Source organism: Rhodanobacter sp. C01 (assembly GCF_002001045.1).
GTDB lineage: Bacteria > Pseudomonadota > Gammaproteobacteria > Xanthomonadales > Rhodanobacteraceae > Rhodanobacter.
Genome location: NZ_MUNR01000009.1, coordinates 125960 through 141184, shown reverse-complemented (window position 1 = coordinate 141184; position 15225 = coordinate 125960). Strand labels below are relative to the sequence as shown.

The following is a 15225-nucleotide window of genomic DNA, read 5'->3' as shown; positions in this document are numbered from 1 at the left end:
GACGAGCGACCTGCGGATCTTACGCTTCAGGATGCAGGCAGGTAGCACCGGATTCGAGGGGTGGCGTTGAACCGCGGCCGCCGCGGAATGCCGTATGGTGCGGGGTCGACATGCGCCTTCAACAAAGCCGTCATCAGGTTCATGGCGCCTGATCGGCTGCCAGTGCTGCTCGCTGGGGAAGCGGGATTGAGCGGAAAGCAGCTGCTCAAAGCATGTCTTCGATCGGCATGAGCCTGAACAGGCCCACTTCCAGTCGACGGGTCACACTGGTTTCGGGGTCGTGGTGGTAGATCACCAACCTGCCGCCATTGCTGTCTTGCCATTGCATCCGGCCACCATGCGGAGAATCGTGTGCGGTCAGCGTCACGTGGTAAGCGCTGGTGGGCCGGGTCGCGGTATCGAAGAACTGCGTCACAGCCACCGCCAGTGGCGGAGAGTCGACGATGATGCCCATTTCGGTGTTCAACAGTTTCGAGCGCGGATCCATGTTCATCGAGCCGATGAATACCTGCTGCTGGTCCACCACGATCGCCTTGGCATGCAGGCTGACACCGGAGGAGGTGCCTTTCGCGGTCGCCGGCTGTTCGACACCGGGAGCGGGCCGCAGTTCGTAAAGGTCGACGCCGCCTTCGAGCAACGCGCGCCTATAGCGCGAATAGCCCGCATGCACGACCGCCTCGTCGTTGGAAGCGAGCGAGTTGGTCAGCACCTTGACGGCCACTCCGTGCGCGACAAGGCCAGTGAGATATTGAGTGCCCTTGTCGCCGGGGATGAAATAGGGCGATATCAGCAATACATCGTGCTGCGCCTGGTCGATCATCGACTTGATCTGCGGGCCGATGCGCAGTGAATGCTCGTCCTTGGCGCTGGCCGCATCGATTTTTGCCGGCTGGTCGGCGACCAGCGTCGCGTTTCCCCAGAACCATGCGCCGGGGCGATCGCCGGAGGGGCCGTCAGGAAGCTTGTCCAGCGTGGCCTGAGCGTAGTCCGACTGTGCAAACGCACGTGCGTCGTGGGTCAGGTCCACGCGCAATTTTGCTAGGTCATAGTGACTGGCGCGCTTGCCGTGGAAGGCGGTCACCGGAATAGCGGCATCGCAATTCCAGTATTCGTCGAACGCGTGCGATGCCTCTTTCACCACCGGTCCGATCGCGATCAGGTCCAGGTCGCGGAAATTGGTGTCGTTGCCGGCATCGAAATAGGCGTCGCCGATGTTGCGGCCGCCAACGATCGCCACGTTGCCATCCACGATGAACGACTTGTTGTGCATGCGCCGGTTGAGCCGGTGCGCGTCAAGGAGGAATTGCGTGGTCTTGGACAGCATCGACGGATTGCGCGTATGGAACGGATTGAACAACCGGACCTTGATGTTCGGATGTGCGTTGAGTGCATTCAGCATGTCGATCTCATCGTGCACGTTGATATCGTCGAGCAGCAGGCGCACGCGCACGCCGCGATCAGCCGCCGTCAGAAGGCGTTGCGCGATCAAGCGACCGGTCGCGTCGTTGTCGAAGATGTAGTACTGCAGGTCGATGGAATGCTGGGCGTGGTCGGCCAGCGCGACGCGGCTCATCAACGCGTTGTTGCTGAGCGTGAGCAGGCGAAAGCCTGACTGATCGACATGCTGGTCCACCTCGGCGTGGATATAGCGACCGCTCGGCGTGCCGGTGGCCGGCGGCAATGCCTTCGACGGTCGCTTGACGAAGTCGCTGCGCATTGACGAACACGCGCCGAGTAGCAGCACGACGACCGCCAGCACAGCCATGACGCCTGTATGTCGCAATCCATATCTCATTTCGTCTCCCCCTGACCCGAACCGTGATCCAGACTTGCCGTCGTGTGTCGCGCGCATCTCCAAAGGACGCGCATGTGCCAAACGCTCATCCGACGGCTGGATAAGGACTCGAGCATGAACACAATGTGTGCCCGATGATGTGAACGTGGTGCGAGATACAGGCGTGTCTGCCACATGTGCCACGTCCACGCAGCTTGTGTGTGACGACCGCATCACGTGACTGAACGGCAAGCTTCGCCACAACATGCTTCCAACAGCATGGTCACAGGCTGTCGACCGGGTGGCTTCTAGCCTGAGCGTGTCTGCAATACCGCAGGCCTCAATCTTCCCGGAGATCAACAATGGATCACAATCGCGTCGAAGGTACCAAACACGAGATCAAGGGCACGGCCAAGGAAGTGCTCGGCAAGGTTACCGGCAACAAGGCGAAGGAAGTCGCCGGCAAGCTGGAAAAGAACGTCGGCAAGATCCAGAAGGAAGTGGGCAAGGCCGCCGACGAACAGCGCGACGCGAACAAGCACCAGCATTGAGTGGTCTTTAGTCGTTAGTCGTTAAAGAATCGGACGGGCGCGCAACACTGGTTGCGCGCCCGTCTGCTTGCCCGGATGGCAATTTGCCGGACACCAGGAACTTTCAACGGGCTGGCTCTGCGCCTGTGCCCGGCATACCATCGGCTTTCCCCATGCCGGTACCTCCAAGGACATTGCGTGCAGCCGATCATTTCCGTCAGGCAACTCAGCAAGACCTACGCTTCCGGTTTTCACGCGCTGAAACAGATCGACCTCGAGATCCGCCAAGGCGAGATCTTCGCCCTGCTGGGCCCGAATGGCGCCGGCAAGACCACGCTGATCAGCATCATCTGCGGCATCGTCAATCCCAGTGAGGGCAACGTGCTGGCCGATGGCCACGACGTGGTGCGCGATTACCGCGCGGCTCGCGCCAAGATCGGCCTGGTGCCGCAAGAGCTGACCACCGATGCGTTCGAGACGGTGTGGAACACGGTCAGCTTCAGCCGCGGCCTGTTCGGCAAGGGGCCCAACCCGGCGCACATCGAGAAGGTGCTGAAGGAACTGTCGTTGTGGAACAAGAAGGACAGCAAGATCCTCACGCTGTCCGGCGGCATGAAACGCCGCGTGATGATCGCCAAGGCGTTGTCGCACGAGCCGCAGATCCTGTTCCTCGACGAGCCCACCGCCGGCGTCGACGTGGAACTGCGGCGCGACATGTGGGCGATGGTGCGGTCGCTGCGCGCCACCGGCGTCACCATCATCCTGACCACGCACTACATCGAGGAGGCCGAGGAAATGGCCGACCGCATCGGCGTGATCAACAAGGGCGAGCTGATCCTGGTCGAGGACAAGGCGGAACTGATGAACAAACTCGGCCGCAAGCAGCTCACGCTGCATCTGCAGAGTCCACTGGCAGGCATTCCCGAGGCGCTCGCCGGTTATCCGCTGGAGCTGTCGGCCGACGGCAAGGCGCTGGTCTATACCTTCGACGCACAGGGCGAGCATACCGGTATCGACGTGCTGCTTCGCCGGCTCGGTGAGGCCGGCATCGACTTCAAGGATCTGCAGACCCGCCAGAGTTCGCTGGAGGATATCTTCGTCAGCCTGGTGAGGGAGCGCGCATGAATATCCACGCCATCCGCGCGATCTACCGCTTCGAGATGTCGCGCACCCGGCGCACCCTGCTGCAAAGCGTCGTGTCGCCGGTCATTTCAACGTCGCTGTACTTCGTGGTGTTCGGTGCCGCGATCGGTTCGCGCATGACCGCGATCAACGGGGTCAGCTACGGCGCCTTCATCGTGCCGGGGTTGATCATGCTGTCGCTGCTGACGCAGAGCATCTCCAATGCGTCGTTCGGCATCTATTTCCCGAAATTCGTCGGCACGATCTACGAGATCCTGTCGGCGCCGGTATCGTCGATCGAGATCGTGGCTGGCTATGTCGGGGCGGCCGCGAGCAAGTCGATCATCCTCGGCCTGATCATCCTGGCCACTGCACGATTGTTTGTGTCGTTCCAGATCGAGCATCCACTGTGGATGCTGGCCTTCCTGGTGCTCACCGCGCTGACCTTCAGCCTGTTCGGCTTCATCATCGGTATCTGGGCGGACAACTTCGAGAAGCTGCAGTTGGTGCCGTTGCTGGTGGTGACGCCGCTGACCTTTCTTGGCGGCAGCTTCTATTCGATCCACATGCTGCCGCCGTTCTGGCAGAAGGTGACGCTTTTCAATCCGGTGGTGTACCTGATCAGCGGCTTCCGCTGGAGCTTCTACGGCGCCTCCGATGTCGGCGTGGAGATCAGCATGGGCATGACCCTGGTGTTCCTCGCACTCTGCCTGGCCATCGTCTGGTGCATCTTCCGCACGGGCTACCGGTTGAAGGCCTGAGGTTGCGGATGCGAAATCGAGAACTTGAGCCAGCTCAGGTCAGGGCGGCATGCGCATGAAACAGCAGTGGCGTGGCGTCCGGAAAGAAGTCATGCCATGGGCGCCCAGGCGGGATGACCGCTCCGATGCGGATGCGGTTCATGCATCCTCCCATCGGACCTCGATCGCATCGGCGTCGAGCAGGCCCCACCAGTAGCTTCCCAGCCGCAGCCAGCCGTTGCGGATGCGATGCGTCGATTCGTCGTAGACCCTGACGTGCATCAGAGCCTGTTCCCGGCTCGTGGTCAGCAACATCCGCAGCGGTGGAAAGAATCCGCGGCGGGTCTCGAGGATGGTGAGCCGGTTGGCCGTCGCCCATGCGGCAAGCATGGATTTCATGCGTGCGTAGTACCACGCGATATAGAACGGCATTGCCAACAGCAGAATGACCAGCAGGACTTTCATGTGGAGGCCTTCGATGACCTGCCGGCCATCCGGGTGCGGTTGCCGCCAGCATAGCGGTGATCGCTCCATGTTCATGCTGCTGCCGGCAACGGATGAACGAATTGACCTCAGGCCAGTCCAACGCATCACTGAACCGCCAAACAGAGCAGGGCATGAGTAGACAGACATCAACAGGAAGCTGGATCGGTGCCGTGGTCGTGGTACTGGCCGTGATCGCGGCAGGTGCGTATCTGGCATACAAGGCGCTGCATCCGGGCACGGTGCCGACTACCGCGCCGGTGTTGCCAGCCGCTCCGGCGTCGGCTCCGACCAGTGCTGCGACCTCGTCGATCCAGCATCCGATCGCACAGGCTGCCGCACCCGCCAGCACGTCAACCGCAGCGCTGCCGGCACTGGACGGCAGCGACGCCAGCATGGCGGCGGCACTCATTGCGCTGGCCGGCGGTGGCGACTTGCGCTCGCTGCTGCTGCCGCAGCAGGTCATCGCGCGCATCGTGGCGACGATCGATACGCTGCCAAGGCACGCGCTCGGTACGCTCATGTTGCCATTGCACACACCGAAAGGCGCATTCACCGTTACCGAGATCGACGGAAAGACCGTGATCAGCGAACAGAACGCCGCGCGCTATGCGCCATACATGCTGATCGTGGATCGGGTCGATCCAAAGGCGCTGGTCGCCTGGTACGTGCATGTTTATCCGCTGTTCCAGCAGGCGTATCGCGAGCTGGGTTATCCGAAAGGTTATTTCAACGACCGGCTGATCGTGGTGATCGACAACCTGCTGGCTGCACCCACGCTGGTTAAGCCGGCAGCATTGACACAGTCTGGCCCGTTCCACGTCTATGCCGATCCCTCGCTGGAATCGCTGTCGGCCGGACAGCGGCTGCTGCTTCGCGTGGGGCCCGCCAATGATGCGAAGATCAAGGCGAAACTGCGCGCGATCCGTGGCCAGCTGACCAGCAAGAAGTTGCCGCCCGGGTGAACATGAAGGCCTGACATGGCTGAACGTTTCGGCTTGCGCGGATGCAGGAAAGGCCCGATCCGCCATGCTCTTCCATGCCGGATTGCGGGGAGAGCAGGACGGCGTGGCAGCCGCGGCCGCTTGCCTTCGGGCATGGCAATGGGAGCTTGCACGACCATGTGGCCTGCGTGCTAAAAGAAGCGGATGCCCATTCGACAAACCATGCCCGAAACCCACCAGTCCGATCTGCTTGGCGGCATCGCCTCGACCGAAGTACATCGGCTGTTCTTTGCGCTGATGCCCGACGCACCCACCCGCGAGCGGCTGGCTGCTGTCGCTGTCGGGCTCAAGGCCGCACGCCCCGATCTGCGCGCTCGCTGGATCCACCCGGACCGCTATCACGCCACCCTGCATTTCCTGGGCGATCATGTCGCGCTGCGACCAAGTCTAGTCGATGGCTCGGTGGCTGCAGCCGACAAAGTGCGTGCGATGTTGTTCACCTGGACACTGGATACCGCCACCAGCTTCCGTGGTCGCGAACCGCCCTGCGTGCTGCAGGGCGTAGAGACTTGCGAGCCGCTGCAGCAACTGTGGCAGGCACTGGGGAAATCGCTGGCACTGGCGGTGCAAGGCGTGCGGTTCGAACGCAGTTTCACTCCGCATGTCACGCTGGCCTACAGCCACGGCGCGATGTTGCAGGAGCTGGCCGTCGAGCCCGTGACGTGGCCGGTGACGGAGTTTGCGCTGATCCACCACGTGGTCGGGCAGGGCGCGTATCAGATCCTTGGTCGTTGGCCTTTGGCTGACAGCTAGCCAGATGGGTGGAACTGGCAATGCTTGCCCTGGTCTTGCCTTAGCGGATAACGTCATCACGCCGACTGCGTAGGGAGCATGGGCGTCAGTCATGTAGCAGGGGATTCATCGCAATGACTCGATCACTCGGGACGATAGCCGGGTGGTGATGTGCATATGCAGCAACGCAACCTTCTCGTAAGTTCAAGAGCAAGCAAACGAATGAATGCAGCAAGTTCCACCGGCAGCCTGGTCTGTGTCGGCCTGGGCATGACACTAGGCTCCCATCTCGGCCCGCTCGCGCGCAGCCATATCGAACAGTCCGACGTAGTGTTCGCCGGGCTCTCCGACGGCATCGTGGAATTGTGGTTGCAGAAGATGCATCCGGACGTGCGCAGCCTGCAGCCGTACTACCGCGAGGGCAAGTCGCGCATGCAGACCTACCGGCAGATGGTCGATGCCATCCTTACCGAGGTGCGTGCGGGCAAGAAGGTCTGCGGGGTGTTCTACGGCCATCCCGGTGTGTTCGCTTGGGCGCCGCACAAGTCGATCGAGGTGGCCCGCAGCGAGGGCTACCCCGCGCACATGGAGCCGGGCATTTCCGCCGAGGATTGCCTGTACGCGGATCTCGGCATCGACCCGGGCCGCTTCGGCTGCCAGCACTACGAGGCCAGCCAGCTGCTGTTCTACCAGCGCCGGATCGACCCGACCGCCTATCTGGTGCTGTGGCAGGTGGGCATCGTCGGTGACCAGTCGCTGGCGCGCTTCAGCACCGGCGCGGCCTATCGCCAGTTGCTGGTCGAAGTGTTGGCGCGTGACTACCCGCTGGAACATGAGCTGATCATCTATCGCACGGCGACGCTGCCAATCCAGCAGGCCCGCATCGGTCGAGTGGACCTGGGAGATCTGCCACAGGCGGAAATTGACATGGCCGATACGGTGGTGGTCCCGCCCGCACGGGCCTTGCAGGTGAATCATGAGATGAGGAAGCGGCTGGATGTGCTGGACCGAGGATTGTCTGATACCGTTCGTGATGCCAGTTGTAAAGCTTGACGCAGCGTGTCACGCCGCGAGGGTATCGACGTTTTGAGGAAGTTCTGGATCGTTGCACGAAGCAAGTGAGTGGGTGTCAACAATCGGCACAAGGGGATCATCAAATGTTCGACGTCATCGATTTTCTTGAAAGCGTGGGGCAGGACGCGCAGCTGCGTTACGCTTCTTCGGAGAATGTCGCCGCCGCTCTGGCGGGGCAGCCTATGGATGTGAAGCTGCGCGATATCATTCTTGCAAAGGATGCACAAGCGCTTGGAGTGATGCTGGGGAAGGGGCCTTACTGCTGCTATATCGATCCTGGCAAGGAAGATGAGGGCGAGGAAAAAAAGAAAAAGGACGACAAAGGCAAAGGCGACAAGGACGACAAAGGCAACGTCAAGGAAAGCCCGTCTAAGAGGCCGAAAAAATGACCTTGATAGTCGAGGTTGTCACACGGATGTTGGTGGCTGTGTAAATGTCTTGGCCGGGTAAAAAGCCCTGGCTGCATTGCACCGTGTTGGCAGTCGCGTTGCTTCCAGTGGCGGGGGTGGCTGTCGCGGACGAACTGCGACCCGCGCCTGTGCCCGAAGAACCTGCGAAACTCCTCAAGCAGGCTGATGGCCTGGAGTCGTCTGATCCCAGTGCGTTCTCGGCACTCATGCGGCGGCTTGATGACAGCAAGTTGAAGTTTTCGCAGCAGCAGGAGCTGCATCGGCGCTATCTTGATGCACGTGAGGTCGCCTTCCGCGGGGATTTCAAGGCGGCCATTCCATTGATGCAGACGATCGTGAATCAGTCAGTGGATCCCGTTCTCTCGATTCGGGCTGGTGCAACGGAAGTAGATTTGTTGCTAACGCAATCTCGATATGGGGAGGCGTTCGGACTATTGAGCGCGCTTCTTGAAAAACTTCCGCAGATAACGGAAACGGCAGTTCGCATACAGATTCTTGGTGCGGCGTCGCAATTGTACTTCGAGGCAGGGCAATACGATTTGGCCGTCAGTTATGCGGAGTTGTTGATCAAGGAAAGCGATAGCCCGAAGGCGGCTTGCATCGGTTGGTTTGACAAGCTTGGCCCGCTTCTTCAAACAGGGCAGCTGCAGGCCGTGGGTGAGCAAGTCAATGACGGCAAGGCTGCCTGTGGCCGCGCTGGCAATGTCCTGATTGCGGACATGTTCAAAACGGTTGTCGCGAAGTTCGACATGCAACGCGGGAGTCCTGCTGAAGCCATCAGTCTGCTTCAAAACAGCTATGCCGAAGTTCAGCGCAAGCACTTTCCGCCACTCGTTTCCGATGTGGACGAATTGCTGGCGCAGGCTTATTGGAAAACTGGCGATACCAAGTCAGCGATGTCGTATGCACTTCGCGTCATAGAAACCAACAAGGGTTTCGGTGGTGTATATCTCGCGACGACAGCGGGTGCTTATCAGGTTTTGTATCAGGCTGAGAAAAAGCAAGGGGACTTGGATGCGGCGCTCGCTTATCTTGAAAAATACATGGCGGCCGACAAGGGCTATCTGACTGATGTCAGCACCAAGGCGCTCGCCTATCAGACCGTCAATCAGCAGGTGCTGGCGAAAAAACTGCAGATCGACACGCTGAACAAGCAGAACCAGATCCTCACGCTGCAGCAGAAACTCAACAAAAAAGCCGTGGAAGCCAGTCGTTTGTATATCGTCCTGCTGCTGATGGTGCTGGCGACGATCGCGCTGTGGACCTACAGGATCAAGCGCTCGCAATTGCGCTTCATGAAACTGGCCCGACGCGATGGCCTCACCGGCATCTTCAACCGGCAGCATTTTGTCAACGAGGCCGAGTTGCTGTTGCAGTACTGCCGCAAATCGTCACGCGATGCTTCTCTGGTGCTGATCGATCTGGACCATTTCAAGGCCGTCAACGACACCCATGGCCATGCGGTGGGCGATCGCGTGCTGCAGCGTGCCGTCGAGGCCTGCAAGACCTACCTGCGTTCGACCGACATCTTCGGCCGCCTCGGCGGCGAGGAGTTCGGCATCCTGCTGGCCGAGTGCACGTTGGAGCAGGTACTCGTTCGCGCCGAGCAGATCCGGCTGGCGATTGCGACCACGGCTGCCGGCGAAGACGCTCCCGGCATCCCGATTTCCGCCAGCTTCGGCGTTTCCAGCGTGGCGCATTCCGGTTACGAACTGCGTCAGCTGCTGATCGATGCCGACGAGGCGCTGTACCGGGCCAAGCGCGAAGGGCGCAACCGGGTCAGCGTGGTCGGCGATCCGGCATGTGCCTGACGGGCTGAATTTCCGGTCGGGCTGTTGGCGTTCGCCGCCGCCATTCGATTTCCAGGCGCTGCCCTGGTGAAACAAACGGCCTAGGGCTTCGGAAAGAGCATGGCGGGATGACCGGCCCGGCGATCGTTGGCGGCAATGCTGGAAATATGACGCTGCCACCGGCAGGCACCCATGATATGCCACAATTCGACATATCCGAGGGGGCCAGGGGCCTTGGTCGAACGTATATGGTCAAATCATTGACCATCGCAGTGCGTTTCAAAACAACCAACTGTCAGGGGGCAGGCAATGATCGATGTCATCGATTTTCTGGAACGGGTGGGGCAGGACGCGCAGTTGCGTCATGCGTCGCAGGACGAAGTGGAACTGGCGTTGAGCAGCGCAGAGATTGCTCCGGAGTTGCAGGCGACGATTCTCGCAAAAGATCAAGCACGGCTGGAAACATTGCTGGGACAGGTTACTGTCTGCAGTGCTCTTTTCCCGGGCAATGAGGATGAAGAGGAAGGCGACGAGGACGAGGAGACTCCCTCAAAGGAGCCAGGTGAGGCCTCCGAGCACAGCGGGTTTTAAGTCGTGATCCGGATGGACTAGTTGATGTTCTTATCGAGCAGACAGTGCTGGGCAGGCTTTGCCGGCGGCCTATTGCTCATGGCAATGCTGACGGGCACGGCCGTTGCGGCCGTGCCCGCATCAGATGATTCCGCGCAACTGCTCAAGCAGGCGGATAGCGTCAAGACGTCGAATCATGCTGAGTTCTTGCAACTTATAAGTCGGCTCGCCGGCACGGCGGCAAAACTTTCTCCATCTCAACGAATGTACCTGCACTTTCTTCAGGCATGGGAAGTCTGTTATCAAGGCGATTACGAAGCCGCTACTCCACTGCTGAACGCGATCATTGCGGAGCCCACGGATGCCATCTTGCGATTTCGCGCGGGGTTGACCTTGGTGAACACTCTTGTGATCGGATCCCACTACGAGGATGCCTTTGCGCGGATGCGCCAGCTGCTGGATCAGTTGCCACAGATTGTCGACAAGGATGCCCGGATACAGGCTTTGGGTGTGGCGGGGACGCTGTACAACGAAGCGGGCCAATATGATCTTGGCTTGAACTACGCGAATAAGATGCTTCGAGAAAACCCTGATGGTAGAGGTGACTGCAAAGGCAGGTTTCTCCGGGTTCAATCGATCTATGAAAGCGGGAAGTTCTCGACATTCGAGAAGGAGTCCAGTGAAGGTATTGATGCTTGCAACAAGGCATCGGACTTCCTCTTCGGCAATTTGATACGTGCCTATGTGGCGGGTTCCGACATTCAGCATGGCCAATCAGCCGCGGCGATCAAGCTTTTGCAGAAGAACTACGCCGACGTTCAACACATCGGCTACCCGGAGCTGACCTCGCAGTTTGATGCCTCGCTGGCGCAGGCATATTGGAATGAGGGCGAGATTGCGCTGGCGCAACAGTATGCCCATGCCGCTGTTGATGGCGGGGTCAAGCACGAGTTCACCAAGTCGCAGACCAGCGCCTATGAATTGCTGTACCTGATCGCGAAGAAGCAGGGTGACCTGGACGCTGCGCTGAGCTATCACGAAAAATACATGGCCGCCGACAAGGGCTACTTGAACGAGGTGAGCGCGAAGGCGTTGGCGTATCAGGCCGTCGAGCAGCAGGTACAGGCGAAGAAGCTTCAGATCGACACGCTGAACAAGCAGAACGAGATACTCCAGCTGCAGCAGAAGCTGGCCAAAAAGGCGGCGGTTGCCAGTCGGCTGTATATCGCCCTGTTGGTGCTGGTGCTGGCCTCGATCGCTCTGTGGACCTACAAGATCAAGCGTTCGCAGTTGCGCTTCATGAAGCTGGCCCGGCGCGACGGCCTTACCGGCATCTTCAACCGGCAGCACTTCCTCAACGAGGCTGGACTGCAACTGCAGTACTGCCGGAAATCGTCACGGGGCGCCTGCCTGGTGCTGATCGATCTGGACCATTTCAAGACCGTCAACGACACCCATGGCCATGCCGTAGGCGATCGCGTGCTGCAGCGTGCCGTCGAGGCATGCAAGGCCCATCTGCGTTCGACCGATATCTTCGGTCGTCTCGGCGGTGAGGAGTTTGGCATCCTGTTGCCGGAGTACACGCTGGAACAGGTTCTCGGCCGTGCCGAGCAGATCCGCTTGGCGATCGCCACTGCTGCCGCAGGCGAAGATGCTCCCGGCATTCCGGTTTCCGCCAGCTTCGGCGTTTCCAGCGTGGTGCACTCCGGTTATGAGTTACGCCAGTTGCTGATCCATGCCGACGAGGCGCTCTACCGGGCCAAACGCGAAGGACGCAATCGGGTGAGTGCCAGCTGCAGCGAAACGCGGGAAGCCTACGCACAGGCAGGCTGATTTGCGCAGGCAGTCAGCGTCTGTGGCCTGATGGTTTCATGTCTTGCCGGGTGGCTTGGGATAGGGCGTGCCATCCCTGTGCGTATAGCCTGCCTGCGGATCCCAATGCAGGTCGATGTCGGGATAGTTGCAGCTGTCGTTCTCGCAGCGCGAGCCTATTTCCAGATAGACGGCGGTTTCCGTGCCGCGGTTGATCAGGTGGTGGCCATCGGCCACGGCCTTGGGAAACGCCGCGCAGTCATTCGCGCGCAGCGTCTGTTCGCCGGCATCGGTGATCAGCGTGAGTTCGCCCGACAGCACGTAGACGAATTCGTCCTCGTGGGTATGCCAGTGCCGCTGGCTCGACCACGCGCCTGACGGCAACCGGGTGAGGTTGACGCCGAAATCGGCAAGGCCGCCGGCATTGCCCAGCGCCTGCTTGATGCGTGCACCGGCCAACTGCGCAAACGGTGCCGGATATCCCGAGCCCGTGCGCTCGGGGACAGAGTCGATATCAATTCTTGGCATGGGACTCCTCGCTGCGGGTGGTGGATACGATGCCGTCGTCGGTGCAGAGCCATCGTACGACAGTTGCTGCCAGCGACAATTTTGCCTGCATGGGACGGTTTGCCCATGGTTGTCGGCATGGGCGCAGGTCGGTTCGCACGGTGCATGAGTGCCAGCAGCATGGACAGCGATGGATGGTCGCGTTAAAACAGTGGCTTGTCCCCGGCACTGGAGTCTCCCGATGCGCGCCACGACCATTGCTCTTCTGATTGCCTTGGGCACGGGCGTCAGCTCGCTGATGGCAGCGACTCCGCCAGCTTCCGCCGGCCCATCGACGCGCGAGGTCGCGCTGGCACCGCAAATCAACGCCGCGGACTTCGCGCAGTTCGACAAGACGCTCAGCTCGGATGCGTTCGGCGGGCGCAAGCCCGGCACGATCGGCGGCCAGCGCACCACCGACTGGCTGGTCGAGCAGTTCAAGCGAATGGGCCTGCAACCGGGCAACCACGGCTCCTGGTATCAGGCGGTGCCGGCGGACTCAACCCAGCTGCTGAATACGGATGTGACGCTGGATATCACCGCGCACGGCAAGTCGGCGAAGTTCGCCTACCACACCGACATGATGGCCGAGACGCTGCAGGCAAAGCCCCAGGTCGACCTGAAGAACTCACCCGTGGTGTTCCTGGGCTATGGAGTCGATGCGCCGAACTGGCACTGGAACGATTACCAGGGCGTCGACGTGAAGGGCAAGACGGTGATCGTGCTGGTCAACGATCCAGGCTTTGCCACCGGCGATCCGAAACTGTTCAACGGCCGCGCGATGACCTACTACGGCCGCTGGACCTACAAGTATGCGGAGGCGGCACTGAAAGGCGCGGCTGCATGCTTCATCGTGCATACCAGCGATGCGGCTGCCGGCTATCCGTTCAGCGTGCTGCAGAACAGTGGCAGCGGGCCGCAGTTGAGCCTGCCTGCCAGCGTCGATCCGTCGCCGCGGCTGCCGGTGGCCGGCTGGCTGACCCGCGCTGCCGCCACGCGATTGTTCGCCGATGCCGGCCTCGACTTCGGTCAGCTGGAAAAGGCAGCGGCGAAGCCGGGCTTCAAGCCGGTGCCGCTGGATGCCACCGCCTCGATCAGCCTGAGCAACAAGATCGGCCATCTCGAATCGAAGAATGTGGTGGCGATGGTCAAGGGCAGCACCAAGCCCGACGAGGCGGTGATCTTCACCGCGCACTGGGATCACCTCGGCACCGATCCCACACGCAAGGGACATCAGGTCTTCAGCGGCGCGATCGACAATGGCACTGGTCTGACCATGCTGCTGGAACTGGCCGATGCGTTCGCCCACCAACAGACGCCGCCACCGCGCAGCGTGCTGTTCTTCATGCCGACGATGGAGGAGTCGGGCCTGCTCGGTTCGCAGTATTACGCGGCCAAGCCGGTGTTCCCGCTGGACAAGACAGTGGCCGATATCGCGGTCGACGCACTGCCGATCATCGGTCGCGCCCGTGACATGACGGTGATCGGAATGGGCCAGTCGCAACTGGAGGACATGCTCGCCGAGGTGCTGAAGACGCAGGGCCGGGTGACTTCACCGGAAACCACGCCGGAGAACGGCTTCTACTTCCGCTCCGATCATTTCAGCTTCGCCAAGGCCGGTGTGCCGGCGATGCTGGCCAGCTCGGGTCTTGATCTGCTCGATGGCGGCAAGGCGGCGGGACAAAAGGCAGCGGATGACTATACGGCGCATCACTATCACACGCCGAATGATGTCTTCAATCCGGACTGGGATTACTCCGGCATCCTCGAGGATACCCAGGCGCTGTATGAACTGGGCCAGCACCTGAGCCAGGTCGGTGTGTGGCCGGCGTGGTATCCCGACAGCCCGTTCCGCGCCAAGCGCGAGGCGATGATGCCGCACGACAAGGCCAACGCAACGAAATGATGGATGGCGTCGGCTGCCGTGCCGGCGCCTGCTTTTCCACAACAAGGGGAATGAGCATGCCCGCTCAGCGCGAGCGGGCTTGTTCCAGTCGACTCATCAGGGTGAGGCAGGCCTCGTCGATGACGCGCTTCTGCGTGGCCTTGTTCGGGGCCGGTTGCCACCCGATCACCGAATGCCAGTAGATGCTTGACTTGAGCATCGCCACGAACAGGTCGGCGATCGCGCGCGGGTCGAGCTTGCCCAGCTTGCCGGCGTTGCCGGCTTCGCTGAACCAGCCAAACAGGCCATTCTCCTTTTCGCCGAACTGCGCGATCAGACTCAGGCTGCGCTCTTCCGAGCGCATGCATTCGACCATCAGCACGCGGCTCAGCCGCACGAAGTCGGGATCGCAGATCAGCTGCATTTCCTGCGCGGCGATCTCGCGCAGTTGCTCGACGAAGTCGCGCTTCTTGTCGTAATGCAGCTTGACGAGCGGGTCGACCCGTTCGATCAACAGCGCCAGTACCGCTTCGAACACCGCTTCCTTGGACGGGAAGTGTTTGTACAGCGTGCGCTTGGACACCTCGGCGCGACCGGCGATGGATTCCATGCTGGCACCGGCCAGCCCATGCTCGGCGAGTTCGGCGATGCCGGCATCGAGCATGGCGTTGCGCTTGCTCAGGCTGCGGTTCAAAGGCGGTTTCCTGAAAAGTATACGGAGTAGTTTACTTTCTTTGCGGGGCGGCATAAAGT

15 protein-coding genes are annotated in these 15225 nt (G+C 60.8%); 11 read left to right on the top strand and 4 right to left on the bottom strand.

Annotated features, from left to right (window positions below; translation table 11 throughout):
- Positions 1-205 precede the first annotated feature (205 nt).
- Positions 206-1795, bottom strand: coding sequence for a phospholipase D family protein (locus B0E50_RS06675; protein ID WP_077440410.1), 1590 nt, complete (start codon positions 1793-1795; stop codon positions 206-208).
- A gap of 341 nt (positions 1796-2136) precedes the next feature.
- Here B0E50_RS06675 and B0E50_RS06670 point away from each other — a divergent pair, with 341 nt between their 5' ends.
- The 3 genes from B0E50_RS06670 (at position 2137) to B0E50_RS06660 (ending at position 4187) form a co-directional block, all read left to right on the top strand.
- On the top strand, positions 2137-2325 hold the full coding sequence (locus B0E50_RS06670) for a CsbD family protein (RefSeq protein ID WP_077440409.1): 189 nt from the start codon (positions 2137-2139) through the stop codon (positions 2323-2325).
- Between the two features lie 177 nt (positions 2326-2502).
- The gene (locus tag B0E50_RS06665; RefSeq protein WP_077440408.1) at positions 2503-3429 is read left to right on the top strand and encodes an ABC transporter ATP-binding protein; all 927 of its coding nucleotides are present in this window, start codon (positions 2503-2505) and stop codon (positions 3427-3429) included.
- A complete protein-coding gene (locus tag B0E50_RS06660) occupies positions 3426-4187 on the top strand; it encodes an ABC transporter permease (RefSeq protein ID WP_077440407.1) in 762 nt (253 codons plus the stop codon). The genes B0E50_RS06665 and B0E50_RS06660 overlap by 4 nt, the downstream gene beginning before the upstream one ends.
- A 138-nt stretch (positions 4188-4325) precedes the next feature.
- Here B0E50_RS06660 and B0E50_RS06655 read toward each other — a convergent pair whose 3' ends face one another.
- Positions 4326-4631, bottom strand: a complete 306-nt coding sequence (locus tag B0E50_RS06655) for a hypothetical protein (RefSeq protein WP_077440574.1) — start codon at positions 4629-4631, stop codon at positions 4326-4328.
- Positions 4632-4783: 152 nt separating this feature from the next.
- Here B0E50_RS06655 and B0E50_RS06650 point away from each other — a divergent pair, with 152 nt between their 5' ends.
- The 7 genes from B0E50_RS06650 (at position 4784) to B0E50_RS06620 (ending at position 12062) form a co-directional block, all read left to right on the top strand.
- Positions 4784-5614, top strand: coding sequence for a DUF3014 domain-containing protein (locus B0E50_RS06650; RefSeq protein ID WP_077440573.1), 831 nt, complete (start codon positions 4784-4786; stop codon positions 5612-5614).
- A 201-nt stretch (positions 5615-5815) separates the two neighbouring features.
- On the top strand, positions 5816-6406 hold the full coding sequence (gene thpR / locus B0E50_RS06645; RefSeq protein ID WP_139350773.1) for an RNA 2',3'-cyclic phosphodiesterase: 591 nt from the start codon (positions 5816-5818) through the stop codon (positions 6404-6406).
- Between the two features lie 201 nt (positions 6407-6607).
- Complete coding sequence (locus B0E50_RS06640) at positions 6608-7438, top strand: SAM-dependent methyltransferase (protein WP_077440405.1); 831 nt, start codon at positions 6608-6610, stop codon at positions 7436-7438.
- Between the two features lie 104 nt (positions 7439-7542).
- A complete protein-coding gene (locus tag B0E50_RS06635; RefSeq protein WP_077440404.1) occupies positions 7543-7848 on the top strand; it encodes a hypothetical protein in 306 nt (101 codons plus the stop codon).
- A 44-nt stretch (positions 7849-7892) separates the two neighbouring features.
- Positions 7893-9680 carry a GGDEF domain-containing protein gene (locus tag B0E50_RS06630; protein WP_077440403.1) on the top strand — a complete coding sequence of 596 codons (1788 nt, stop codon included), beginning with the start codon at positions 7893-7895 and terminating at the stop codon, positions 9678-9680.
- A 288-nt stretch (positions 9681-9968) separates the two neighbouring features.
- Positions 9969-10250 carry a hypothetical protein gene (locus tag B0E50_RS06625; protein WP_077440402.1) on the top strand — a complete coding sequence of 94 codons (282 nt, stop codon included), beginning with the start codon at positions 9969-9971 and terminating at the stop codon, positions 10248-10250.
- 24 nt (positions 10251-10274) lie between these two features.
- On the top strand, positions 10275-12062 hold the full coding sequence (locus tag B0E50_RS06620; RefSeq protein WP_077440401.1) for a GGDEF domain-containing protein: 1788 nt from the start codon (positions 10275-10277) through the stop codon (positions 12060-12062).
- A gap of 36 nt (positions 12063-12098) precedes the next feature.
- On the opposite strand, the gene B0E50_RS06615 is transcribed toward B0E50_RS06620, so the two are convergent.
- Positions 12099-12569 (bottom strand): cupin domain-containing protein, encoded by a 471-nt coding sequence (locus B0E50_RS06615; protein ID WP_077440400.1) that lies wholly within the window; start codon positions 12567-12569, stop codon positions 12099-12101.
- Between the two features lie 220 nt (positions 12570-12789).
- Between B0E50_RS06615 and B0E50_RS06610 the strand changes: the two genes are divergently transcribed.
- Entirely contained in the window at positions 12790-14493 is a 1704-nt protein-coding gene (locus tag B0E50_RS06610; RefSeq protein WP_077440399.1) for a M28 family metallopeptidase, read from the top strand.
- Between the two features lie 64 nt (positions 14494-14557).
- Here the strand turns inward: B0E50_RS06610 and B0E50_RS06605 are convergent, their stop codons facing one another.
- Positions 14558-15166, bottom strand: coding sequence for a TetR/AcrR family transcriptional regulator (locus B0E50_RS06605; protein ID WP_168170824.1), 609 nt, complete (start codon positions 15164-15166; stop codon positions 14558-14560).
- Positions 15167-15225 lie beyond the last annotated feature (59 nt).

Excerpts from the sequence above, each read along its gene's own strand:
- B0E50_RS06635 (WP_077440404.1), top strand. The coding sequence starts at position 7,543 with ATGTTCGACGTCATCGATTTTCTTGAAAGCGTGGGGCAGGACGCGCAG.
- B0E50_RS06670 (WP_077440409.1), top strand. The coding sequence starts at position 2,137 with ATGGATCACAATCGCGTCGAAGGTACCAAACACGAGATCAAGGGCACG.
- B0E50_RS06615 (WP_077440400.1), bottom strand. The coding sequence starts at position 12,569 with ATGCCAAGAATTGATATCGACTCTGTCCCCGAGCGCACGGGCTCGGGA.
- B0E50_RS06650 (WP_077440573.1), top strand. The coding sequence starts at position 4,784 with ATGAGTAGACAGACATCAACAGGAAGCTGGATCGGTGCCGTGGTCGTG.
- B0E50_RS06620 (WP_077440401.1), top strand. The coding sequence starts at position 10,275 with ATGTTCTTATCGAGCAGACAGTGCTGGGCAGGCTTTGCCGGCGGCCTA.
- B0E50_RS06625 (WP_077440402.1), top strand. The coding sequence starts at position 9,969 with ATGATCGATGTCATCGATTTTCTGGAACGGGTGGGGCAGGACGCGCAG.
- B0E50_RS06675 (WP_077440410.1), bottom strand. The coding sequence starts at position 1,795 with ATGAGATATGGATTGCGACATACAGGCGTCATGGCTGTGCTGGCGGTC.
- B0E50_RS06640 (WP_077440405.1), top strand. The coding sequence starts at position 6,608 with ATGAATGCAGCAAGTTCCACCGGCAGCCTGGTCTGTGTCGGCCTGGGC.
- B0E50_RS06655 (WP_077440574.1), bottom strand. The coding sequence starts at position 4,631 with ATGAAAGTCCTGCTGGTCATTCTGCTGTTGGCAATGCCGTTCTATATC.
- B0E50_RS06610 (WP_077440399.1), top strand. The coding sequence starts at position 12,790 with ATGCGCGCCACGACCATTGCTCTTCTGATTGCCTTGGGCACGGGCGTC.
- B0E50_RS06630 (WP_077440403.1), top strand. The coding sequence starts at position 7,893 with ATGTCTTGGCCGGGTAAAAAGCCCTGGCTGCATTGCACCGTGTTGGCA.
- B0E50_RS06660 (WP_077440407.1), top strand. The coding sequence starts at position 3,426 with ATGAATATCCACGCCATCCGCGCGATCTACCGCTTCGAGATGTCGCGC.
- thpR (WP_139350773.1), top strand. The coding sequence starts at position 5,816 with ATGCCCGAAACCCACCAGTCCGATCTGCTTGGCGGCATCGCCTCGACC.